This is a genomic window from Streptomyces sp. N50 (assembly GCF_033335955.1).
Lineage (GTDB): Bacteria > Actinomycetota > Actinomycetes > Streptomycetales > Streptomycetaceae > Streptomyces.
The window spans coordinates 8387099-8409057 of the sequence record NZ_CP137549.1; the positions used below are offsets into that span (position 1 = coordinate 8387099).

Annotated in this window: 20 protein-coding genes; 13 read left to right on the plus strand and 7 right to left on the minus strand. The window is 67.8% G+C overall.

Annotated features, from left to right (window positions below; translation table 11 throughout):
• Positions 1-30: 30 nt before the first annotated feature.
• The gene (locus tag R2B38_RS37245; RefSeq protein WP_318020197.1) at positions 31-1461 is read right to left on the minus strand and encodes an alkaline phosphatase family protein; all 1431 of its coding nucleotides are present in this window, start codon (positions 1459-1461) and stop codon (positions 31-33) included.
• Positions 1462-2056: 595 nt separating this feature from the next.
• Here R2B38_RS37245 and R2B38_RS37250 point away from each other — a divergent pair.
• The 7 genes from R2B38_RS37250 (at position 2057) to R2B38_RS37280 (ending at position 9018) form a co-directional block, all read left to right on the plus strand.
• Entirely contained in the window at positions 2057-2764 is a 708-nt protein-coding gene (locus tag R2B38_RS37250) for an NTP transferase domain-containing protein (RefSeq protein WP_318020198.1), read from the plus strand.
• 60 nt (positions 2765-2824) lie between these two features.
• Positions 2825-4762, plus strand: coding sequence for an asparagine synthase (glutamine-hydrolyzing) (gene asnB / locus R2B38_RS37255; protein WP_318020199.1), 1938 nt, complete (start codon positions 2825-2827; stop codon positions 4760-4762).
• Entirely contained in the window at positions 4759-5472 is a 714-nt protein-coding gene (locus R2B38_RS37260; RefSeq protein ID WP_318020200.1) for a CDP-alcohol phosphatidyltransferase family protein, read from the plus strand. Before asnB ends, R2B38_RS37260 begins: the two co-directional genes overlap by 4 nt.
• Positions 5469-5984: a thiamine pyrophosphate-binding protein gene (locus R2B38_RS37265; protein WP_063744464.1), complete on the plus strand. Its 516-nt coding sequence runs from the start codon at positions 5469-5471 to the stop codon at positions 5982-5984. Before R2B38_RS37260 ends, R2B38_RS37265 begins: the two co-directional genes overlap by 4 nt.
• Positions 5984-6526 carry a thiamine pyrophosphate-dependent enzyme gene (locus tag R2B38_RS37270; RefSeq protein WP_318020202.1) on the plus strand — a complete coding sequence of 181 codons (543 nt, stop codon included), beginning with the start codon at positions 5984-5986 and terminating at the stop codon, positions 6524-6526. Before R2B38_RS37265 ends, R2B38_RS37270 begins: the two co-directional genes overlap by 1 nt.
• A gap of 97 nt (positions 6527-6623) precedes the next feature.
• Positions 6624-7565, plus strand: a complete 942-nt coding sequence (locus tag R2B38_RS37275) for an isocitrate lyase/phosphoenolpyruvate mutase family protein (protein WP_318020203.1) — start codon at positions 6624-6626, stop codon at positions 7563-7565.
• Positions 7549-9018, plus strand: coding sequence for an aldehyde dehydrogenase family protein (locus R2B38_RS37280; RefSeq protein WP_318020204.1), 1470 nt, complete (start codon positions 7549-7551; stop codon positions 9016-9018). Before R2B38_RS37275 ends, R2B38_RS37280 begins: the two co-directional genes overlap by 17 nt.
• A 22-nt stretch (positions 9019-9040) precedes the next feature.
• Here R2B38_RS37280 and R2B38_RS37285 read toward each other — a convergent pair whose 3' ends face one another.
• A complete protein-coding gene (locus R2B38_RS37285) occupies positions 9041-9763 on the minus strand; it encodes a class I SAM-dependent methyltransferase (RefSeq protein ID WP_318020205.1) in 723 nt (240 codons plus the stop codon).
• 190 nt (positions 9764-9953) lie between these two features.
• Between R2B38_RS37285 and R2B38_RS37290 the strand changes: the two genes are divergently transcribed.
• The gene (locus tag R2B38_RS37290; protein ID WP_318020206.1) at positions 9954-10886 is read left to right on the plus strand and encodes a diiron oxygenase; all 933 of its coding nucleotides are present in this window, start codon (positions 9954-9956) and stop codon (positions 10884-10886) included.
• An 11-nt stretch (positions 10887-10897) separates the two neighbouring features.
• Here the strand turns inward: R2B38_RS37290 and R2B38_RS37295 are convergent, their stop codons facing one another.
• From R2B38_RS37295 to R2B38_RS37315, 5 genes are all read right to left on the minus strand, one after another.
• Positions 10898-12148, minus strand: a complete 1251-nt coding sequence (locus R2B38_RS37295) for an amidase (RefSeq protein WP_318020207.1) — start codon at positions 12146-12148, stop codon at positions 10898-10900.
• A complete protein-coding gene (locus R2B38_RS37300) occupies positions 12126-13403 on the minus strand; it encodes an MFS transporter (protein ID WP_318020208.1) in 1278 nt (425 codons plus the stop codon). The genes R2B38_RS37295 and R2B38_RS37300 overlap by 23 nt, the downstream gene beginning before the upstream one ends.
• Complete coding sequence (locus R2B38_RS37305) at positions 13400-14650, minus strand: ATP-grasp domain-containing protein (RefSeq protein WP_318020209.1); 1251 nt, start codon at positions 14648-14650, stop codon at positions 13400-13402. Before R2B38_RS37305 ends, R2B38_RS37300 begins: the two co-directional genes overlap by 4 nt.
• Positions 14651-14702: 52 nt before the next feature.
• Positions 14703-15875, minus strand: coding sequence for an ATP-grasp domain-containing protein (locus R2B38_RS37310; protein ID WP_318020210.1), 1173 nt, complete (start codon positions 15873-15875; stop codon positions 14703-14705).
• A gap of 306 nt (positions 15876-16181) precedes the next feature.
• Positions 16182-17639, minus strand: coding sequence for an aldehyde dehydrogenase (locus tag R2B38_RS37315; RefSeq protein ID WP_318020211.1), 1458 nt, complete (start codon positions 17637-17639; stop codon positions 16182-16184).
• 205 nt (positions 17640-17844) lie between these two features.
• Here R2B38_RS37315 and R2B38_RS37320 point away from each other — a divergent pair, with 205 nt between their 5' ends.
• The 5 genes from R2B38_RS37320 to R2B38_RS37340 all read left to right on the plus strand — a co-directional run bounded on the left by R2B38_RS37320 (position 17845) and on the right by R2B38_RS37340 (position 21903).
• Positions 17845-18333, plus strand: a complete 489-nt coding sequence (locus tag R2B38_RS37320) for a helix-turn-helix domain-containing protein (protein WP_318021889.1) — start codon at positions 17845-17847, stop codon at positions 18331-18333.
• Between the two features lie 145 nt (positions 18334-18478).
• Entirely contained in the window at positions 18479-19564 is a 1086-nt protein-coding gene (locus R2B38_RS37325) for an S-(hydroxymethyl)mycothiol dehydrogenase (protein ID WP_318020212.1), read from the plus strand.
• The gene (locus R2B38_RS37330; RefSeq protein WP_318020213.1) at positions 19564-20193 is read left to right on the plus strand and encodes an MBL fold metallo-hydrolase; all 630 of its coding nucleotides are present in this window, start codon (positions 19564-19566) and stop codon (positions 20191-20193) included. Before R2B38_RS37325 ends, R2B38_RS37330 begins: the two co-directional genes overlap by 1 nt.
• 181 nt (positions 20194-20374) lie before the next feature.
• On the plus strand, positions 20375-20737 hold the full coding sequence (locus R2B38_RS37335; protein WP_019062088.1) for a bifunctional 3-phenylpropionate/cinnamic acid dioxygenase ferredoxin subunit: 363 nt from the start codon (positions 20375-20377) through the stop codon (positions 20735-20737).
• Complete coding sequence (locus R2B38_RS37340; protein WP_318020214.1) at positions 20734-21903, plus strand: NAD(P)/FAD-dependent oxidoreductase; 1170 nt, start codon at positions 20734-20736, stop codon at positions 21901-21903. The genes R2B38_RS37335 and R2B38_RS37340 overlap by 4 nt, the downstream gene beginning before the upstream one ends.
• Positions 21904-21959: the final 56 nt, after the last annotated feature.

A 21959-nucleotide genomic window follows, 5' to 3' on the forward strand; every position in this document is an offset into this window, starting at 1 on the left:
ACGAGACACCGGCGAACCCTCAGCCGCCACTCACACCTGCGGCCTACGTCCCTTCTCCTGCCGGGGGAAGGCCTGGTCCGCGCCGGGCAGGGTCGGGGCCGGCAGCGTCGCCACCTCCTCCTTCGCCTTCGCCAGCTGTTCCGCCGTGTCCTGCGGCAGCCTCGGTGGGCGCGTGCGGGTGTCGCGGAAGCGGAACGCGGAGGTGAGGTCGCCGAAGGTGTCCCGGCGCCAGTCGCTGATGTTCGGCTCCTCCACCCCGGTCCAGCGCTCCAGGAACTGGAGGACCGAGGTGTGGTCGAAGGTCTCCGTGGCCACCCAACCCCCCACCGTCCAGGGCGAGATGAGAATCGCCGGGACACGGAACCCGGCACCGACCGGCAGCCCGCCGACGTACTCGTCCGCCGTGCCCGCGGGCGCGGTCGGCGGCACGACGTGATCGAACAGGCCGTCGTTCTCGTCGTAGTTGAGGATGAAGGCCGTCTTCTTCCACAACTTCGGGTTCGAGGCGACCGCTTCGATCTTCGACGCGACCCAGTCCGCGCCGGCCGCCGGGAGATAGTCCGGGTGCTCGGAGGTCAGGCTCGTCGGGATGATCCAGGACACCGCGGGGAGACGGTCGTTGCGGGCGTCGTCCTCGAACGTGCCCGCGGGCATGGGGCGTACGGCGCGCTCGTACAGGTCCGAGCCCGGCTCGGACTCCGCGAACGCCTGGAACTGCACCAGGACGTTGCAGCCGAACGCGTCGTCCTCCTCGTGGTACGACTTCCAGCTGATGCCGGCGTTCTGGAGGCGCTCCGCGTAGGTCGTCCAGCGGAACGGCGTCGGCGGCACCGTGTTGCTGGTGACGGGACCGCCCCGCGTACCGCCCGGGTCGATGGTGCCCGTCATCCACATCATCCGGTTGGGCCAGGTCGGGCCCAGCACCGAGCAGTGGTAGGCGTCGCAGATGGTGAAGGCGTCGGCGAGGGCGAACTGGAAGGGGATGTCCCGCCGGTCGTAATAGCCCATCACATAGGGGCCGTTGACGCCGTCGGCGGTGCGGTGGGCCGGCAGCCAGTTGTCCATCTTGCCGTGGTTCCAGGCGGAGTGCTGCACGTCCCAGGCGTGGCTGGTGGACGGGATGGCCTGCGCGCTGGAGGTGTGGGTGTCGAGGTGGAAGGGGAGCAGATACCCCTTCGGGTTCACCGCGTCCGGCTGGTAGAACACGGACCTGCCGGAGTCGAGCCTGAGCGCGTCCGGGTCGGCGAAGCCGCGCACACCGGACAGCGTGCCGAAGTAGTGGTCGAACGACCGGTTCTCCTGCATGAGCAGGACGACATGCTCGATGTCGTCGAGCGAACCCTTCACCGGCCCGGCCGCGACGGCCTGTTGGATGCTCGGCGGGAGGACGGAGAACGCCGCGGCGCCGCCCAGCGCGCCCGCGGCGGAACCGAGGAGTCTACGGCGCGTTAACTCGGCCATGATTGCCCCTTCTTGAGTCTGCGTCAGTTCGCGGCGGGAAATTTTCTGTGCCACCTCTGTGCGTCACGCCACGGCAGCGAGCCGTGACGGTCTCGGTGGCAGACCCTGTCCGCTTGATCACCCTCTCTTGATGAACGGGTGAGTCGACAGAGGACCCCTGGTGAACAAGTGCTCAAAGGTCGGGCAGGGGTTGGCCAAGCCGTGACCGGTGTGGCGCGGCCGTTACGCGGCCGTTGCCGGAGCATGGGGCGGGATCCGGACGTCGATACGGGGCGACCTCCCCGTAAACGGAGGGCCAACTACCCCTTTGCGGACATAAATGGGAGCGCGGCGCGCATGCGAGGCGCTGGTCGCACGAGCCGGCACTCTCCCGTCCAGCGGTGATCACACAGCGCGATTTTTCATTACGCGCGAGCTGACTCTCCGAATTCACCAAGCCCGCGCAAAGAAAAACTCACGCATGGTCCATTGATGAGCTCTTTGCATTACATAAGCAATCGTCGGACATATTTAAGTTGGTCAAGCTTCACTTGAACGTCACCGATCCGTACGGTGGTGAAGCGTTGCGGAACGTGTTGCGCTCCAAGGAGAGGTAATGACGTATCGTCGTGCAATCCTGCTCTGCGCCGGCCGGGGTACCCGGGCCCGGGGCATAACCGAAGGGCAGCCGAAGTGTCTGATCCGGATCGGCGGCGAGACACTGATATCCCGGGTACTGAATCAACTCGGCCAGAACGGCGTGACCGACGTTCATGTCATAGTCGGCCATGAAGCCGAACAGATCGCCCGGGAAGTCGGTACCCGTGCGACTCTGCATTACTACCCGGACTTCGAAAGCACCAATAACCTCTGGACGCTGGCGACCCACGCCGGCCTGCTCCGTGGCCAGGACTGTGCTGTGCTCTTCGGTGACGTCGTCGTGTCCGACCAGGCCATGGCGGACCTGTGGGACGAGCTGGCCGGAATCCATCTGCTGGTCGACCTCTCCACAAGGCTGACCGGCACCATGCGGGTGCGCCGCGCTGCCGACGGAAGTGTGGACATGGGAAACCACATCTCCCCGGCCGACGCGGACGGCAACTATGTGGGATTCCTGAGCGCGACCGGTGCGGCGGCCGGCCTGCTCGCCGATGCCGTCGTCGCGGAAATGGCCGCCGGCCGTGGCACGGACGCCTATTTCACCTCCGTCATGGCCGATGTCAGTACGGCCGTACCGGTCTCTTTCGTGGATGCCAAGACCGACGAATGGGCCGAGATCGACGACGAGGACGACTATCTGCTCGCGAAGGAACGGTTCGAGTAGTCCGGAAAGTTTCGTGCGATACCGAAATCTTCGCGTGGTCCAGAGAAGGAAGGAAACGGCATGTGTGGTGTGGCGGGCGTTTTCCAGACCGACGGACGGAATTTCGAGCAGACCGAGCAGCTCAAAATGATGACGGACTGCCTGGTCCATCGCGGGCCCGACGAGAGCGGTCTGCACATCGACGGACCGATCGGGTTGGGTTTCCAGCGGCTCAGCGTCATCGATGTGCCGCACGGACACCAGCCGATGACGGACGAGGACAGCGGTGTGGCCCTCGTCTTCAACGGCGAGATCTACAACTACCGTGAACTGCGCGCCCGGTTGGAAGGACTTGGCCACCGGTTCAGGACGACGAGCGACACCGAGTCCATCCTGCGGGGATACCTGCAATGGGGCGAGCGGGTGGTGGACGAACTCGTGGGAATGTTCGCCTTCGCGATCCATGATCCGCGCTCCGGAACACTGACTCTCGCGCGGGACCGGCTGGGTATCAAGCCGCTCTACTGGGCGCAGGTCGGCTCGCAGTTCCTGTTCGGCTCGGAGATGAAGTCCATCTTGGCGCATCCCGATTTCCGCCGCGTGCCCAGCCTGGACGGTATATCGAGCTATCTGACCTTCCGTCAGCCCGTCTGGGGGGTCAGCTATTTCGACGGCATCGAAAAGGTCCTGCCCGGCCATGTGCTCACCGTGCGGGCCGGCGGGCTCAAGGTCCGTCAGTACTGGAGCCTCCCGGTCCCGGACATCGACGGGACCACGTCGGAGGCGGACTGGCTCGACCGCGCCGACCACCTGCTGGAGCAGTCGATCCGCCGGTGCATGGTGTCCGAAGTGCCCCTGGGCGCCTACCTCAGCGGCGGTCTCGACTCCAGCCTGATCGTGGCCATGATGGCGAGGATGAGCGACCGGCCGATCAAGACCTTCTCGGTGGGCTACGGCGACGGCGCCTACGACGAGGGCAGGTTCGCCGAGGCCGTCGCCAGGGAGGTCGGCGCCGAGCATCAGCATCTCGTCGTCGGTCACGAGGACTACCGCAAGGGTCTGGTGCCGCTCATCCGGCACCGGGACGCACCGCTGAGCATTCCTCAGGAGATCGCCGTCCTGGAGCTGTCCAGGCTCATGAAAAACGACGTCACCGTGGCCCTTTCCGGTGACGGCGCGGACGAACTGTTCGGCGGTTACGGACGCGTCATGCGATCGCCGCTGGACTGGAAGAAGATCAGCGCCCTGCGGAAGATACTTCCCGCGGACGCGGTCGACCGGATCGTGTCCGCGCGCGGTCCGAGTCAGACCTCCGTGCTGGCCAATCTCGATGTACGGAGCCATCTCGAGCATTTCTACCGCGTCTACAACTGGGTGCCGTTCGAGGAGAAGAACCAGCTCTTCACGGCCGAGTCCCGTGCCGTTCTCAACGGCGACCGGGCCGCCCGGAATCCGTTCGAGACGTCCTTCGGCCGCACCCGGCGGGGCAACCCCTACGACTCGGTGCTGCACGCCTTCCAGCATCTGCACATCGGCGCGATTCTCGACAAGGTCGACACCATCGGCATGGCGGCCAGCCTCGAAGGGCGCGTTCCCTTCGTGGACGCGGAACTGATCGAGACGTTCGTCCGGATGCCGGTCAAGTACAAGATGCGCTGGAACAGCCGCTGGTCCCAGTTCCGGTCCCTCGCCACACCCGCCTTCGCCGCCTCCGAGAGCCTGGACACGACGAAGACCCTGCTGCGGAAACTCGCCGAGCGCTATCTGCCCCGCGAACTGACCCAGCGCAAGAAGATGGGTTTTCCCACGCCCCTGGACGACTGGATGCGGGCGGGAATGCTCGACGAGGCCAAGGACATCCTCCTCGACCCGGTCGCGACCCGGCGCGGGATGTTCGACCCGCGCCGCATGGAGAAGTTCCTGTCGAATCCACAGAACCTGGATCACGACTTCTACGGAAAGAAGGTCTGGATGTACATGAACGTCGAACTCTGGCTGCAGAACGTGGTGGACGCATGACCCAGCAGAACACCCAGGCGAAACCGGCCGAACCGACCAAGCCCACTGAAGCAACCGAACCCGCCGGACCAGCCGGCCAAGCGGACCCGACGATCCTCTCCTTATGGGCGGACTGGGCGAACCTCTGCACGATCGCGGGAGTGGTGAGCGGACTCCTCGGCATCTGCTTCGCCGCACAGGGCCGACTCCAGTTGTCCGCCGCGATGGGGGTGATCGCGGTCATCCTGGACTGCTTCGACGGACCCATCGCCCGCAGCACCAAGAACCGGCCGGCTCACATGTCCGCCCTGGGACTCCAGTTGGACTCGCTGGCGGACGCCGTCTGCAGCGGAGTCGGACCGGCGGTCCTCGTCCTCGCGGTGGGGAACTGGAATTCCCTCCTGCTGGTCCCGGCCGCCCTGATAGTCGTCGCCGGTGTCACCCGGCTCGCCTATTTCAACGTCTACGGACTCTCCGGCGGGAAATTCTCGGGGATGCCGATCTTCTACAACCCGGTGGTCGTGGCCCTTGTGCTGATCGCCCTGTGGGCCCTGGCACCGGGCGCGGCGGTAGGGGGAGCCGCGGTGGCGGGATTCGCGGTCGCGATCCTGAACGTCGCGCCTTTCACCGTACCCAAACTCCGAGGGCGCTATCTCAAGGGATTCCTGGTCCTCTGCTTCGCGCTGACCGCCGTCCTGTCCGTCTACGCCGCCCAAGGGATCGGGTCATGACCCAGGTGGCGACGGACGTCGCGCACCGCACCTTGGAACAACTCGCCGCGCACGGCTTCGACTTCGCCACAGGAGTGCCCTGCTCCCTCCTGAACGGCCTGTTCCGGCATCTCGAATCACCCCACACCACAAGCGAGTTGGGCCTGACCTACGTCCCCGCACCGCGTGAGGACACCGCCGTCGGCATCGCGGTCGGCGCCCGGCTCGGCGGCCGCACCCCGTTCGTCCTGATGCAGAACTCCGGGCTCGGCTACAGCCTGAACTCCTTCACCTCGCTCACCCAGATCTACGGCATCAACCCACTGGTGCTGATGAGTTGGCGCGGCTTCGACGACACGGACGCCGTCGAGCACGACATCATCGGCCGCGAACTGCTCCGCGTCCTGGGCGCCGTAGGAATCGGGCATGTGGTCCTGGACCCGGAGGACCCCGCCCGGGCGATCGACACCGCGGTGGACCTCCACGACGACGGACACCGCGCGGTGGCCGTCCTGATCACCTCGGGGGTCTGATGCGGTACGAGGACATGTTCCGCTCGGTGCTGACGGCGTTCCCCACCGCCGCGGTGATCTCGACCTGCGGGCACATCTCGCGCGACCTGTTCAACCACCGGGACCGCGAGGGGAATTTCTATCTCGTCGGCTCCATGGGGATGGCCGCTCCCGTCGGAGTCGGCGTCGCCCTGGCCGATCCCGGCCGGCCGGTCGTCGTGCTCGACGGTGACGGCTCGCTGGCGATGAACACCGGCGGCATGCTGAGCGTCGGAGCGACCGGCGCACGGCTGCTCCACGTCGTACTCGACAACGGTGTGCACGGCAGCACCGGCGGCCAGCGCACGGTGCCGTTCGAGGATCCCGTCTCGGCCGCACTGGCCTTCGGCTATCGCCGGGCCCTGTCCGTGGACACACCGGACATCGACTGGGCGTCGGTCGACGCCTTCCCCGCCTTCGTGCACGCGAAGGTCCGGCCACGCAGCGAGCCCGTCGGCCGCCGCGTCGCACACACCCCCCACGAGCTGCGCGAGCGCTTCACCCGCTTTCTCGCGGTCAAGTAGCCAGCGCCCGGCCGAGGCCCCGGCACTCCGCGACGCACGCGGCGCTCGGCCATGTCAGCACCGCTCGGTCCCTCCGTCTCCGCAAGGGAGAACAACAATGTCACCGGTAAAGTCCCTGCGCGCCCTGCTGCACGACGCCGACCTCGCCAAAGCGGCCGGCGCCCACAACCCGCTGACCGCTCAACTCGTCGAACAGGCGGGCTTCGACGTGGTCTGGGCGAGCGGGCTGGAGATCTCCGCCTCGCTGGGCGTCCCCGACGCCAACATCCTCAGCATGAACGAATGCCTCGCCGTGGCCCGGGCGATGGTCGAGAAGGTGTCCGTCCCGGTCCTCGCGGACTGCGACTCCGGATTCGGCGGCATCGGCAACGTCGTCCACATGGTGCGCAGTTACGAGGCCGCCGGCGTCCAGGGCGTCTGCATCGAGGACAAGACCTTCCCGAAGCTCAACAGTTTCGTCGCCGGCAATCAGGCCCTCGTGCCCATCGAGGACTTCGCGGGCAAGATCGCCGCGGCGGTGGCGACACGCGTCAGCGAGGACTTCGTCATCATCGCCCGCATAGAGGCGTTCATCTCCGGCTACGGCCTCGACGAAGCCCTGCGCCGGGCCGAGGCGTACGAACTCGCGGGCGCGGACGCCCTGTTGATCCACTCCAAGCGCACCACACCGGACGAGATCTACTCGTTCTGCGCCGCCTACGACGGGCAGCTGCCGATCGTGGTCGTCCCGACGACGTACAACAGCGTGACGATGGAAGAGCTGCGGGCCGGCGGAGCGTCGCTCGCGATCTACGCCAACCAGGGCCTGCGCGGCGCCATCACGTCGATCCGCCAGATATTCGGGTCCATCCTCGCCGAGGGCACGGCCGCACCCGTGGAGAACCGACTCGCCCCGCTGGGCGACGTGTTCGGCTACCAGGACGTGGCCGCGCTGCTGTCCGCCGAGGACCGCTTCGAGTCGATCGGCCAGGGCGTCGCCAAGCAGATCCTGAACGGCGCTCGGGAAGAGCGGAGGAACGCCGATGTCGTTGAGCGTTGAGATACGGGCCGACAGCGTCCACAGGGGCGCACACCTCATCGGCGGCCAACACGTCCAGGGCGACGCCCTGTTGGAGAAAGTGAACCCCGCCTGCCCCGGCACGTCCTTAGGCCGGATTCCCGTCGCGGACAGGGGAGTTGTCGACAGCGCCGTCAGGACGGCGCACGAACAGCTCGCGGCATGGCGGAAGGTGGGCTCCGTCGCCCGCGCGGACCTGGTCCATCGCCTGGCCGGGCTGATGGAGCGGGACCGTGCCGAACTGGCCCTGCTGATCACCGAGGAACACGGCAAGACCCGGGCGGAGGCGGACTCGGAGGTCGCCCGGTCGATCGAGATCGTCCGGTTCGCCGCCGGGCTGGGCCGACGCCTCGGCGGCCGCACGCTGCCGTCCGACAGCCCGGACACCTGGAGCTCCACCACACGCCATCCGATCGGCGTGGTCGGGCTCATCACACCGTGGAACTTTCCGCTGGCCATCCCGGTGTGGAAGCTGGCCCCGGCCCTGGTGGCCGGCTGCACGGTGGTGCTCAAGCCGTCACCGCTGGCCCCGTTCACCGCGCAGCGGCTGGTAACTCTGGCCCACGAGGCGGGAGTTCCGGCCGGTGTGGTCAACCTCGTGCACGGCGACGGCACGACCGGCGCCGCCCTCGTCGAACATCCGCTGGTCAAAGGGGTGTCCTTCACCGGGAGCGTCGACGTCGGCCGGAGCGTCCAGGCGGCCGCCGCCGCGTCGCTCACCAGGACCCAGCTCGAAATGGGCGGGAAGAACGCGGTCGTCGTCCTGGCGGACGCCGACCTGGAGAAGGCGGCCGACGCCGTCGCGCACGGCGCCTTCGGCCAGGCCGGACAGCGCTGTTCCGCGACCAGCCGGGCCATCGTCCAGGAGGATGTCTTCGAGAAGTTCGTGGAGCTGTTGGCGGCCCGCGCGAGCGCCCTGCGGGTAGGCCGGCCGGACGATCCGCTGACCGATCTCGGCCCGCTGATCAACAGCGCCAGTCTCGAACGCTGCCTGGACGCCGTGTCCGCGGCCGTACGCGAGGGCGCTCAACTCATCGCCGGGGGAACCGCGGTGGTCACCGACGAAGGCGGCTACTTCATGGCGCCGACGGTGCTCACCGGCATCGGCGCGGACGCGCCACTCGCGAACACCGAGGTGTTTGGACCGGTCCTGGTGGTCCTGCGGTGTCGTGACTTCGACGAGGCGGTGGCCATCAACAACTCCGTCCGGTACGGCATGTCGGCCACCCTGTTCACGGCCAGCCTGCCGCTGATCGGTCGGTTCCTCGCCGAGGCCGAGGCCGGCATGCTGCACGTCAACCGGCCGGGTGTGGGGGCGTTTCCGCACATGCCGCACATCGGGACCAAGGAGTCCCAGATGGGCCCGGCGGAGTGCGCCGACGACGCGATCGAGTTCTTCACCGAACTGAGAACGGCGACGATCGGTGTCGGCTGAGCACTCCGCCACGACCCTCGGCTCAGCGCCTGCGGCCGGTGCCGTACTGGAAGTACGTCTCGCTCTCCCGTACGTCCAGGTCGATGCCGAACTCATCGGCGGCGGCGGCGAGTTCGGTGGCCGGGTAGAAGTTCTTGACGATGGTCGCGCTCTCCCCGCTGTCGAGCCGACGCGTCATGGTCTGGCCGGCCGCGCCGTCGACATGCGGTTCGGTGGTCGCGAGCGGAAGGTCGTCGACGAAGAACAGCCGGCCGCCGGGCCGTAGCCAACTCCCCAGCGAACGGAAGAAGGGACGGAGCCGTTCGCGCGGGACATGCGAGATCCAGAATGTGAAGACGATCGCGTCGAACCGCTCGTCGGTCTCCCAGGTGAACAGGTCCGCGATCTCGGTCCGGACCTGTTCCTCCTTGGCCGCCGGGTTGTGCGCGAGCATCTCGGCGGACCCGTCGACCAGCAGGAGATTCCGGGCGCGAGGGGCGAGGTGAACGCTCCACGTGCCTGTACCCGGGGCGAGTTCGAGAACGTCGTCGCCGAGTTCGACCGAGGAGAGCACGGACCGGACCAGCTCCGCCTCACGGAACCAGACCTCGTTCGCGGCCTCGCCCTTGTCGAAGGTTCCCCGCCGTAGCCACCAGTCGTCGTATTCCCCCGCGCGACTCGAGTAGTACGCCAACTGCTCGGCCAACTGCTCCTCGGTGACGGGCTGGAACTCTTCCTCGGCCGACCGACCGGGCTGCGTCGTCATGCGGTGCTTCACCTCTCGGGTAGTGCCCCGAACTCGCCCAGAACCCAGAATACGAACTCCAGGAGAATCGAGAATGTGCGGTACTGTCGGACTCTTCACGGGCTGTGCGGCTGCGGCATTCTGCCCAGTCAGCCAGTTAACACGCAACCATGCGCGGACCGACGATTCGTCGGCGAAATTTGACGATTCATTGGCTCAACTCCCCGACTACCGCACACCATTCGCGAACTGGGACCGTCGCGCCTCCGTACGGTCGAGCCCGCGCCGAACACTTACCGACGACACCGGCGACCTTTTCCCCGCGGATCTGGTACCGGTCGCGAAGCACGAACTCGTCGCCGGCCTACGACCCGAACTTTTCCGCCGGCTGCTCACCCAACAGCTCTACCGCTACCTCCACTTCACGTCGAAGCTGGAGTTCATGGTGGTCAACTACGTCGTCCTCGGTATATCGCAGGGCAACATACAGGTGCCGATCCCCGACCAAATGCGCTTCGACGCCCTGAAGATCTACTGCGACGAGGCCTACCACGGATATTTCTCCGTCGACCTGATGCGGCAAGTGCAGGAGCGCACGGGCATCGCACCCAGAATCGACGAAGAGCCGTACTTCCTGCGCCGGTTGGCGGCCCTCAAGGAGAAGCACGATCCGGCCAAGGCGGGCTTCATCGACCTGCTTTTCACCATCGTCTCGGAAACACTCATCACCGCGTCACTGACGGAGATATCCAAGTCCCGCGAAGTATCGGGAGCAGTGGTCGACACCCTGCACGACCACGCGGTGGACGAAGGCCGGCACCACGCCTACTTCGCCTCCTACCTGACCTTCTTGTGGGCCTCCCTGAACCGCGCGGAACGCACCTTCTCCGCCCGGCTCTTCCCCGAACTCATCGACGTCTTCCTCCGTCCCGACGTGCCGTCCATCGGAACCGAACTCGGCGGCTACGGACTCAAGCCCGACGAGGTGGCCCAGGTGCTCGCCGAGACCTTCAGCGAGCGGACCCAGGCCGACTACAACCGCGCGACCGCCTCGAAACTCCTCGGATACCTCCGGGAGATCGAGGCGTTCGACGACCCCGGCGCCCGGTACGAGGCCCGGAGCCGCGGCCTGCTGCCCGGCTGACGCTCCGTCAACTAACCAAGATTGGCGGCGACTTCAGCGGCCCACCTGAGCAGCCGCAGGTCTGTGTGACGGCGTCCCACGAGCTGGAGCCCCAGGGGCAACTCCCCGGCACCGCGCGGCAGGGGCATCGTCACACAGGGCAGACCGAGGTGACTCCAGGGCAGACTCATCACCGGACTGCCGGTGGACGACAGGCCGAGCGGCGCCACGTCGGTCGCGGCCGGCGCCACGACGAGATCGATGCCCTCCTGCTCCATCCTGGCGTCGAAGGCGGAGCGCTGTTCGGCCAGTTCGTCGACGGCGGCCGCATACGCGCGCTCCGAAAGAGCGAGGCCCCGGCGGACGATTTCGGTTGTCCCCGCACCCAGAATGCTGCCGTGCCGACGGAAACGGTCCTCGTGGGCCCGGGCGAACTCCGCGTCGAAAATGACCTTCTGGGTCCTGGAGAGAACGGCGATATCGGCCGCCAGGTCCGTGTGCACGATATCGAGACCGGCCTCGACGAGATCACGCACCGCGGCGCCGAACACCTCGTTCGCCGTTTCGGTGGCCTGCGTGAGATATTCGCGCGCGGGGACCGCGATGACCGGGTTTCTGCCGATCGGCCGCTCTTCCTCGAACAGCACTGAGGCACCGAGCGAGAGGCCGGACACGGATGTGGCGAAGAGCCCGAACGAGTCGTAACTCGGGGCGCAGGGAATGACGCCGTCCAAGGGGACGCCACCCTGGGTCGTCTTGAAACCCGCCACACCGCAGTAGGACGCGGGCCGTATCACCGAGCCGATCGTCTGCGTTCCGGTCGCCAGTGTCACGGCTCCGGTCGCCACGGCAGCCGCGGACCCACTGCTTGATCCGCCCGGTGTGCGCCGCAGATCGTGCGGGTTACGGGTCGAGGGCGGATGAACACAGGCGAATTCAGCGGTCTTTGTCTTGCCTACGACCGTTGCGCCCGCCCTCCGCAGCAGCGTGACCGTAGATGCCTCGGGGCCCGCGAACTCGCGCGGGTCGAGAGCCGAACCGCCCGTGGTGGGAAGGCCGTCGACGGCGAAAATGTCCTTGACGCCCAAGGTGGCCCCGCGCAGTGGCCCGGAATTGTCTTCGGGTATCCGGGCCAACCGCGCATCCCTGTCCGGTTCTTCTTCGAACGCCTCGACGTCGGCATCCGTTTCGGCGATTCTCTTCAGGGAGGTCCGGATGTTCTGGGCCACGTCCGCGTGTGCCCCGGTTTCAGAAACGAGCTCACGACCGAACACCATATCCATGGCCCGATCCTATTCGCTTCTCTTCGCTGTTCAAGGGCGCGATCTGGGAGCGCACCTGGCGCCGGAACACCACCAGCGACACGGGGGCCACCACGAGACTGACGACCGCGACGACGGCCAGGATGGTCCGTGGGTCCCAACTCCCGCCCGCCGTGGCCAAGATGACCCCTGCCAGTGGTGCCGATGCCAGGATCATGGAGGAGAACACCCCGAGCGCGGCGCCGAGTTGCTCGGCCGGGATCACGCGGATACGCCAGGTGCGCATCCAGATCGTGAAGACGGTGACGCCGGCGCTCCAGCAGCCGTAGCCGATGCCCATGACCATGACGTCGCCGGCGAGGATCATGCACAGGGCGCCGGTCACGAGGAGGAGGGCCACGGGCCAGAGGAAGACGTCGACCTCTCGTCTCTTGGCGATCGGGGCGGTCAGCAGGGCGGCGAGGAAGCTGACCACGGTCGCCGTCGCCGCCAACAGCCCTACTGTGGGCTCGGATTGGCTCAGGTCGCCGATGATGATCGCGGGCAGTGAGGCCAGGACCAGGCTCGCGGTGAGGTTGACGCCGAGGGTGACCGCGATCAGGGAGAGGATCGGGCGGCTGCCGAACACCGTCGAGAAACCGGTGCCGAGCCGCCGTAGGAGTTTCTCGCCGCCCGTCTCGACCACCACTCGGTCCAGGGCGTGGAAGCACAGGCCCGTCCACACCCCGGCGACCAGGAAGATCGCGGCGATGACGGCCAGGCCCGCGTCGACCGGCAGGACGCCGAGCAGCATGCCGCCGAGGGCGGGGCCCGCGACCGTCACGAGTTGCTGTGCGGCCTGGAATCTCGCCTGGGTCTGGGGGTAGCGGTCCCGGGCCACCTGGCGGCCGAGGATGCTCTCGACCGCGATCGTGGAGTGCCCGTTGAGCAGCGTGGCCGCACCGCCGGCGACCACCAGCAACGGCAGCGAACCGGTGACCGCGGCCAGCGCGAGCATCGCGACCCGGGCCAGGTCGACGACCACGAGTTGCCGCCGGGCCCGGAAACGGTCGACGTAGGCACCCGAGACCGGCATCGACAGGATCCGCGGCAGCCACTGCACCAGGAACGCGATGCCCGACGACGTGACCTTCTGCGTCGCCCCGTACACCGCGATCGGGACGAAGAACGTCACCGTCTGGTCGCCGAGGATCGCCAGGGCCCGCGCGGCGACGAAGCCCAGGATCGTCGCGTCGCGGTGCAGCGCGGGGGAGGGGGCCGGGGCGGGGGCCGTCATCGGCCGGCCTCTTCCGAGGGTTTCCGGATGACCAGGGCCGAACGCAGGGCGGCGACAGCGGAGTCGAGGTCACGGACCACGTCCGCCTGTGTCGCGCCCACCGCCACGAACGACGCCATCGTGGACGTACTCGACGTGGACCGTTCCAACATGTCACCAGGGCTGATCTTCGACTCGAACAGCCTTATGGAAGGGGGTAGTTCCACCTCGCCCAGCGCCTCGACGAGACCCGGGCGCGGGGGAACGAGCGCGTATCCGGCCTGGCGGACGGGCTCGGGCCGCAGTTCATGGTGCTGCGGGTTGCCGAGGTAGGCGCGGGCGAACCACTCGATGGGGTCGACGTCGAAGCCGTACTCCAGCTGATCGCGGATCTTCGCTCCGCCGACCCGGCAGCCGACCTCGTTGAACACGAAGCCGTCCGCCGACCCGAAGATCTCCGCGTGGAACAGCGCGGTGTCCTCGATGCCCAGGGCCTCGACCGCGCGAACTGTCATGTCCCGCAAGGTTCGTAGGCGGGGATCGTCGGCGTCGAGGAAAGTGCTGAGGCAGACCGTGCCCTGGGCGATCTCCAGACACGACGTGGTCTGTTCGGACGGCCAGCAGATCCTCACCTCGCCTGCGTCGACGATCCCGTCGATGTGGAACAGCGTGTGGGAGACAAAGGATTCCGCCATGAGGTGGGCCGGAGCGTCCCCGGCGGAGAGTGGGTTGCGGGTGAGGAAAGCGTCCAGTTCCGCGTCGTTCTCCACGACGGCCACGCCCACCGAGGCCGCGCCCAGCCGTGGTTTGACCACCAGCGGGAATCCGAGGTCGCGGACCGCGAGAAGAAGGTCGGTGACGTGGTCGACGGCCCGGTATCCGGTGATCGGGACACCGGATTCGGCCAGTACTTCTTTCATGCGTATTTTGTCGCGGAACAATAACGCCTCGGCTTCGGACTGGCCGGGAACACCCCAGGCGTCACGGAGTCGGCCGGCCCGGAGGAGGTCGAACTCCGACATGGCCAGCACCTTGCCGAACCAATGCCGTTCGTGCAGTCGGTGCGCCAGGTATTCCGGAATGGCCGAATCGGCATAGTCGTCGACGACCTCGGTGTGCGCGAATCCGGCCAGCTCTTTCTTACGGGCCGTCTCGTCGGCGGACACCGAGTCACTGCTGGTGATCAGATACAGCTCGTCCGACGGGTGGGCCCACTGCCGGTAATCGACGCGCGCGAGTTTGAACCGGTTGAGAACGAGTACCTTCACGATTGCTGCGCTCCTCGGGCGTGTGCAAAAGGGCGGAGGTCTTCTCCCGGGCTCAGACGTATTCGGCGCCGCCGTCGATCGGTTTCCAGCCGAATCGCAACTCCTCGGCGGCACTTGTGGCGTTCTTGAGCGCGTCGTCGGCGTTCGGACCGGTGGCGATCACGTGCGCGATCCGGTCGCGGTTGGAGCCGTGTGAGCGGTACACGTCGCCGATCCGGTTCTTGATGTGCACCTCGGTGACCCCGGTGGCCCGCCGGGCGTCCTCGATGCCGTCGACCGACGCCAGTTCGCCGGTGTCCGGCATCGCGACGAACCGGATCGCGGCGGCCGGTGCCGCGGCGGCGGACGGCTCGGGCCGGGGCCTGCCGACGACCGCGGCCATGTGCCGGGCCGTCAGATCGACACCGGTGGCGAGCCGGACCAGCTCCGGCACCCGGTCACCGCCGACCCGGGGGTTGACCTCGATCAACCGCGGAACGCGCCGGGCCCGGTCGGCGAACTTCACTTCGACGTGCGCGGGTCCCCAGTCGAGGCCGACGGCCCTGAGCCCGCGTTCGGCGGTCTCGACGATCAGGTCCGCCACACCCGGCTCGACACTGGCCGGAAACCGGTGGGCCAGCTCGACGAAGTAGGGGAGCGGCCCGCTCGTCTTCGCGGTGATGCCCAGTCCGCGGCCGTCGAACGCCTCCACCGAGTACTCCGGACCGGCCAGGTACTCCTCGACCACCACGGTCGGTTCCATCTCGACACCGAGGTAGCTGGCGGTCCCGAGTATGTGTTCGGTGATACGTGTCACCTCCGACACGTCGTCGCATCGCCGGACGAATACGCTGCCGGTCAGGCCGACCGGTTTGACGACGACGGGAAAGCCCGCCTTCTCGGCCGCGGATAACGCTCCGGCGACGTCGTGCACGAGTTCGTAACGCGGGTTCAGACCCGGTGCGGAGTCACAGGCGGACCGAATACCCGCCTTTGACCTGCACCGGTGGACGGCTTCCGGCGCGGGTCCCGGCAGATTCATCATCGCGGCGGCTTCCGCGGCGACCGCGACGAAGTACTCGTATACGGAAGTCACCCCGGCGAGGTCGTCCCCCGCGATACCGAGCGCGGCCTCGACGATCGCGGTGGCGGACGAGGTGTCGCACCCGACAATGCTCGTCCCGATGTCCTGGTAGTCGTCGAGCAGGAACTGGTCCAGTTTCTCCGGCCGGTCGACGAGGATCACCGTCCGGTATCCCCAGTTCGCCAGGCTCCGTGCAGCGTCTTGTCCCGCACCCGTCCGGGGCGACTCGACCAGGCACACAGTTTTCCGCACAGCGGATCTCCTCCCGAGCATAAACGGCAACCTTCGCGTCACCGTACCCAGGAAAGATCTGACGAACACTGCGCTATTCCTTGTTGTACGAGAGGTATGACCAGCGCCCGAGGAGAATTGACGTTGTTTCACATTCCCTTGGTTGACAAGGTTTTACATTCTTTTTCTTGGCCGTCGGCTGGTCGGGTGCGGGTTGAAATCGCGGACATCGATGGCTTATGAAACGGCCGGGGTGAGGGTGACGGTCTTGTACTCCACGTACTGCGCGAGCCCGACCGCCCCGTACTCACGGCCGATTCCGCTCGCCTTGTAGCCGCCGAAGGGGCCGTCGAAGGCGATGGGCGCCCCGTTCACGGTGACCGTGCCGGTGCGCAGGCGGCGGGCGACGGCGAGCGCGTGGGCCTGGTCGGCGGACCAGACTCCGCCCGAGAGGCCGTACTCCGAGTCGTTGGCGATGCGTACGGCGTCGTCCTCGTCGTCGTAGGGGATGACGACAAGGACCGGTCCAAAGATCTCCTCCCGCGCGATCCGCATCGAGTTGTCCACGTCGGCGAAGACGGTCGGGGTGACGTAGTTGCCGCCTTCGAGGCCGGGCGGGACCTGGGGGCCGCCGGTGACGAGGCGGGCGCCTTCCTTGATGCCGAGCTCGATGTAGTCGCGGACGCGCTGCTGCTGGTCGGGGCGGACCATCGGGCCGATGAACGTGTCGGGGTCGTTCGGGTCGCCGACCTTCAGCGACTCGACGAGGTCCTTGAGGGCGGTGACGACTTCCTTGTACCGGCCGCGCGGCGCGAGGACGCGGGTCTGTGCGATGCACGCCTCGCCGTTGTTCAACAGGGACGCGAACTTCAGCCCCTGTACGGCCTGTTGGACGTCGGCGTCGTCGAGGATGACGGCGGCCGACTTGCCGCCCAACTCCAGGCTGACGCGCTTGAGCTGCTCGCCCGCGATGGACGCGATCCTGCGGCCGGCCCCGGTCGAGCCGGTGAACGCGATCTTGTCCACGCCGGGGTGCGACACCAGGTACTCGCTGGTCTCGCGGTCGGCGGGCAGGACGCTGATCACGCCCTCCGGGAGGTTGGACCGTTCCAGCAGCTCGGCGAGGTAGCCCATGCTCAGCGAGTTCTCCGGGGACACCTTGAGGACGACCGTGTTCCCGGCCAGCAGTGCGGGGATGACCTTGGCCAGGGCCGCGGAGAACGGGGAGTTCCATGGAATGACGGCGGCCACGACACCGATGGGTTCGCGACGCAGCACGCTCCGGGTGGGGGAGTCGGGGGCGGACGGCGCCAGGGTCTCCTCCCAGCCGAGTTCCTCGGCCGCCTTGAGGTAGGCAGCCGCCTGCCGGCCGAGCCCCGGCTGCCCGGCCAGCGTGAACCAGCCGGCCGAGCCGTTCTCCGCCGAGATCAGCGCCGCGATCTTCTCGGCGTCGGCCTCGCGCAGCGCGTTCAGCCGCCGGATGACGGCGATGCGTTCCGCGGGTGCCGTGCGCGGCCACGGACCCTCGTCGAACGCGGCACGGGCCGCGGCCACGGACCGGTCCACGTCGGCGGGGCGGGCCTGCGCCGCGCGGCCGATCACGCTGCGGTCGTGCGGGGAGCGGATGTCGAGCAGCTCGGGGCTGCTTGGAACGGTCCACGAACCCGCGATGAAGAGTCGGTCGTAGGTGATCATGTGCTCTCTCCTGAGGGGCTGGAGGGCTGGAGGGCTGAGGGGCGATCGTTTCCTGTATCTGTCACTTCAATGTAGCACTTGTGTGGCATTTGGTCTCAACAGTGTGGTGTTAGGCAGGTTAGGTTCCACATGGCGGGCTATGCTTCGCTGCGTGAGAGCCGACGCCGTGCGCAACCTCGAAGCCGTCCTGACGACCGGAGCGCGCATGCTCGCCGCCGATCCCGGCGCGAGCATCGCCACCATCGCCGCCGAGGCGGGTGTCGACCGGCGGACCGTCTATCGGCGGTTCGCCTCCCGCGAGGAACTGCTGGCCGCCATCTACGAGGCCCGGGTCGAGGCCATCGAGCGGGCCGTCGAGGACTCCAGGCTGCGCGAGGCTCCCGTCGCCGTCGCCCTGCACCGGTACGTAGAGGGGATCATCGGCGTCAATCGCAAGTGGCCCGTGGAGCTGACCCGGATGAAGGCCGACGAGACGATCCGTGGACGGCGTGACGCCGTGATCCGGGAGGTCGACACCTTCCTGGAACGGTCCATCGGCGAGGGGCTGCTGCGCGAGGACACCCCTGTCGCCTGGGCGAGTTCACTGCTGCCGCAGCTCATGCACCTGGCCTCGCGGCAACTGCCCGAACTCACCGATGCCCAGGCCGCCGACATGGTCGTCGACACCTTTCTGCGGGGGCTCGGCGGTCGGTGATGCCAGCGGTGTGCGCCGACCCGAATCCTTGACCGCCGTTCGGCCCTCCGTGATGCTGTGTTGCGGCACGCGCTAAGCGTGCCGTAATGAGCAACGTCTTGCTCAGGTCCAGCACCACAGGTCCAGTACCAGCGGAGGAGTGGCCATGACGCATCAGGTCCGTGCTGTCGTCGCGCGAGGAAAGGGTGCCCCCGTCAGCCTGGAGACGATCATCGTCCCTGACCCCGGGCCGGGCGAGGCGCTGGTGAAGGTCGAGGCGTGCGGGGTGTGCCACACCGATCTGCACTACCGCGAGGGCGGTATCAACGACGACTTCCCCTTCCTTCTCGGGCACGAGGCCGCGGGTGTCGTGGAGTCGGTCGGCGAGGGTGTCACCGACGTGGCCCCCGGCGACTTCGTGATCCTCAACTGGCGGGCCGTGTGCGGGAATTGCCGGGCCTGTCGGCGCGGCCGCCCGCAATACTGCTTCAACACCCACAACGCCAAGCAGAAGATGACCCTGCTCGACGGCACCGAACTCTCGCCCGCCCTCGGCGTCGGCGCCTTCGCCGAGAAGACGCTGGTCGCGGCGGGCCAGTGCACCAAGGTCGACCGGGCCGCATCGGCTGCCGCCGCCGGGCTGTTGGGCTGTGGGGTGATGGCAGGTATCGGCGCCGCCATCAACACCGGCAACGTCGGCCGCGGTGACACCGTCGCGGTCATCGGGTGCGGTGGCGTCGGCGACGCGGCGATCGCCGGGTCCCGGCTCGCGGGCGCGGCACGGATCATCGCCGTGGACATCGACGACCGGAAACTGGAGACGGCCCGCTCTCTCGGGGCCACGCACACCGTCAACTCCAAGGCGAGCGACCCCGTCGAGGCCATCCGCGAACTCACCGGTGGCTTCGGCGCCGATGTCGTCATCGAGGCGGTCGGCCGCCCGGAGACGTACAAACAGGCCTTCTACGCCCGGGACTTGGCGGGCACGGTCGTCCTCGTCGGCGTGCCCACGCCCGAGATGAAGCTCGAACTCCCGCTCCTCGACGTCTTCGGACGCGGCGGCGCGCTCAAGTCGTCCTGGTACGGCGACTGTCTGCCCTCCCGCGACTTCCCGATGCTCATCGATCTCTATCTGCAAGGGCGGCTGGATCTGGACGCGTTCGTCACGGAGACCATCGCGCTGGAGGACGTCGAGAAGGCCTTCGAGCGGATGCACGGCGGCGATGTGCTGCGTTCGGTGGTGGTGCTGTGATGGCCGCGCGTATTGAACACCTTGTCACGGCGGGGCAGTTCAGCCTCGACGGTGGGACCTGGGACGTCGACAACAACGTCTGGATCATCGGTGACGACCACGAGGCTGTCGTCATCGATGCCGCGCACGATGCCGGCGCCATCGCGGAGGCAGTCGGCGACCGTCGGCTCACCGCGATCATCTGCACCCACGCGCACAACGACCACATCGACGCCGCGCCCGACCTCGCCGACCGCACCGGCGCCACGATCTGGCTGCACCCCGACGACCTGCCGCTGTGGAAGCAGACCCACCCCGACCGGGCGCCCGACGGTGAACTGGCCGACGGGCAGGTCGTGGCGGTGGCGGGGGTCGAGGTGACCGTGCTGCACACGCCCGGGCACGCGCCCGGCGCCGTCTGTCTGTACGTGCCCGCGCTCAACGCCCTCTTCAGCGGGGACACGCTCTTCGCGGGCGGGCCGGGGGCCACAGGGCGGTCGTACTCCCACTTCCCGACCATCGTCGACTCGATCCGGGACCGGTTGCTCGGCCTGCCGGGCGACACCGTCGTATACACCGGACATGGGGATACGACGACCGTCGGCGCCGAGGCTCCGCATCTTCAGGAGTGGATCGCCCGCGGGTTCTGACGCGAGTCCTGGAGCGTTCCAAACCCTGCCGAGTGTTGCTGATGGCGCGCGATGTTGCGTGAAAAGCAACACTGGGTAAGGCCTTCGCATGGCCTCTGAATGCCTTGACAACGGTTTGGGGCCGCCCTCAAACTGACGTTGCGCTTACCGCAATCCGTTTCGCTATACGCACCGAGGTGTCATGATGATTCCCGCGTGCCTTCTCGTGGATCTGCCGCGAGGCGAGGCCTACCGGCTCGACATCGATCCGCCGGTTTCGGTGTTCCACACCGACGACGGCGAGGTCTTCGCCATCGACGACACGTGCACCCACCAGGACGCCTCGCTCGCGGACGGCTGGCTGGAGGGCTGCGAGGTGGAATGCCCGCTGCACGCTTCGAAGTTCGACCTGCGGACGGGTGCCGTGGACGCTCCGCCGGCCAAGCGCCCGGTGCGTACGCACGAGGTTCTGGTCCAGGACGGCATGATCTACGTCGTGCCGTCCACGGACGCCCCGAACCTGCCGCCCTGCGTCGCGGCCCGGCTCGCCTCAGGCCCCGCGTGAGGACCGTGGCCGTGGTGGGCGCCTCGCTGGCCGGGTTGTCGGCGGCGCGCTCGCTGCGGAAACAGGGCTACGACGGACGGCTCGTCGTCATCGGCGACGAACCCCATCGCCCGTACGACAGACCGCCGTTGTCCAAGGAGTTCCTCGCCGGGACCCTGCCCGAGGACGATCTCCTGCTGGAGACGGACGACGAGGACCTGGGCGCCGAGTGGCTGCTCGGCACTCGTGCGGTCGGGCTCCAAGTAGACGGCGCGGAGAGGGTGTTGCTCCTCGACGACGGGCGGGAGGTGCGGGCCGACGGTGTCGTCGTCGCGACCGGCGCGGTGGCGCGGAACCTGCCCGGCACGGACGGACTGGCCGGGGTGCACACCCTGCGCACCCTGGACGACGCCCGCGCCCTGCGCGACGAACTCGCCCTGGGTGGACGGCTGGTGGTGATCGGCGGCGGGTTCATCGGCGCCGAGGTCGCCTCCACGGCGTACGCCCTCGGACTCGACGTGACGGTGATCGAGGCGGCACCGACCCCCCTCGCGGGACCGCTCGGCGAGACCATGGGCGGGATCGTCTCCGCCCTCCACGAGGCCCACGGCGTACGGCTGTTGTGCGGTGTCGGGGTCAAGGGGCTGAGCGGAGAGGCCCGCGTCGACGCCGTGCTCCTGGAGGACGGGCGAACTGTCCCCGCCGACATGGTCGTTGTCGGTGTCGGCGCGCGGCCCTGCGTCGAGTGGCTGGAGGGTTCGGGGGTCGAGCTCGACAACGGCGTCAAGTGCGGTGCCGACGGCCGGACCAGCCTCGCCGGCGTGGTCGCCGTAGGAGACTGTGCCAACTGGTACGACCCGCGGGCGGGTTCGCATCGGCGGGTGGAGCACTGGACCGGGGCGCGGGAGCGGCCCGAGGCCGCTGTGGCCGCCTTGTTGTCGTGGGGTGCGGTGGAGGCGGGGGCGTCCAGGCCACCGTACTTCTGGTCGGACCAGTACGGCGTGAAGATCCAGTTCGCCGGTCACGCGGCCGGTGCCGACAGCGTGACCGTCGAGGAGGGCGCCACCGGCGATCGCAGTTTCCTCGCCGTCTACCGGTGTGCCGGGCAGCCGGTCGCCGTGCTCGCGATGAACCAGCCGCGGCTGTTCATGCGGTGGCGCAAGCAGCTTGCCGCCACGGTGAGTTGACCCGTCAGCGCACCGTTCCAACCACACCGTCCGGAGTCGCTCTTCCCGGCGCGTGC

What these genes read in the sequence shown, in the direction of transcription:
- R2B38_RS37320 (WP_318021889.1), top strand. Translation starts at nt 17,845, where the DNA reads ATGCTCGCCGCCGATCCCGGCGCGAGCATCGCCACCATCGCCGCCGAG.
- R2B38_RS37335 (WP_019062088.1), top strand. Translation starts at nt 20,375, where the DNA reads ATGATGATTCCCGCGTGCCTTCTCGTGGATCTGCCGCGAGGCGAGGCC.
- asnB (WP_318020199.1), top strand. Translation starts at nt 2,825, where the DNA reads ATGTGTGGTGTGGCGGGCGTTTTCCAGACCGACGGACGGAATTTCGAG.
- R2B38_RS37285 (WP_318020205.1), bottom strand. Translation starts at nt 9,763, where the DNA reads ATGACGACGCAGCCCGGTCGGTCGGCCGAGGAAGAGTTCCAGCCCGTC.
- R2B38_RS37315 (WP_318020211.1), bottom strand. Translation starts at nt 17,639, where the DNA reads ATGATCACCTACGACCGACTCTTCATCGCGGGTTCGTGGACCGTTCCA.
- R2B38_RS37300 (WP_318020208.1), bottom strand. Translation starts at nt 13,403, where the DNA reads ATGACGGCCCCCGCCCCGGCCCCCTCCCCCGCGCTGCACCGCGACGCG.
- R2B38_RS37265 (WP_063744464.1), top strand. Translation starts at nt 5,469, where the DNA reads ATGACCCAGGTGGCGACGGACGTCGCGCACCGCACCTTGGAACAACTC.
- R2B38_RS37295 (WP_318020207.1), bottom strand. Translation starts at nt 12,148, where the DNA reads ATGGATATGGTGTTCGGTCGTGAGCTCGTTTCTGAAACCGGGGCACAC.
- R2B38_RS37325 (WP_318020212.1), top strand. Translation starts at nt 18,479, where the DNA reads ATGACGCATCAGGTCCGTGCTGTCGTCGCGCGAGGAAAGGGTGCCCCC.
- R2B38_RS37260 (WP_318020200.1), top strand. Translation starts at nt 4,759, where the DNA reads ATGACCCAGCAGAACACCCAGGCGAAACCGGCCGAACCGACCAAGCCC.
- R2B38_RS37330 (WP_318020213.1), top strand. Translation starts at nt 19,564, where the DNA reads ATGGCCGCGCGTATTGAACACCTTGTCACGGCGGGGCAGTTCAGCCTC.
- R2B38_RS37275 (WP_318020203.1), top strand. Translation starts at nt 6,624, where the DNA reads ATGTCACCGGTAAAGTCCCTGCGCGCCCTGCTGCACGACGCCGACCTC.
- R2B38_RS37270 (WP_318020202.1), top strand. Translation starts at nt 5,984, where the DNA reads ATGCGGTACGAGGACATGTTCCGCTCGGTGCTGACGGCGTTCCCCACC.
- R2B38_RS37245 (WP_318020197.1), bottom strand. Translation starts at nt 1,461, where the DNA reads ATGGCCGAGTTAACGCGCCGTAGACTCCTCGGTTCCGCCGCGGGCGCG.
- R2B38_RS37280 (WP_318020204.1), top strand. Translation starts at nt 7,549, where the DNA reads ATGTCGTTGAGCGTTGAGATACGGGCCGACAGCGTCCACAGGGGCGCA.
- R2B38_RS37250 (WP_318020198.1), top strand. Translation starts at nt 2,057, where the DNA reads ATGACGTATCGTCGTGCAATCCTGCTCTGCGCCGGCCGGGGTACCCGG.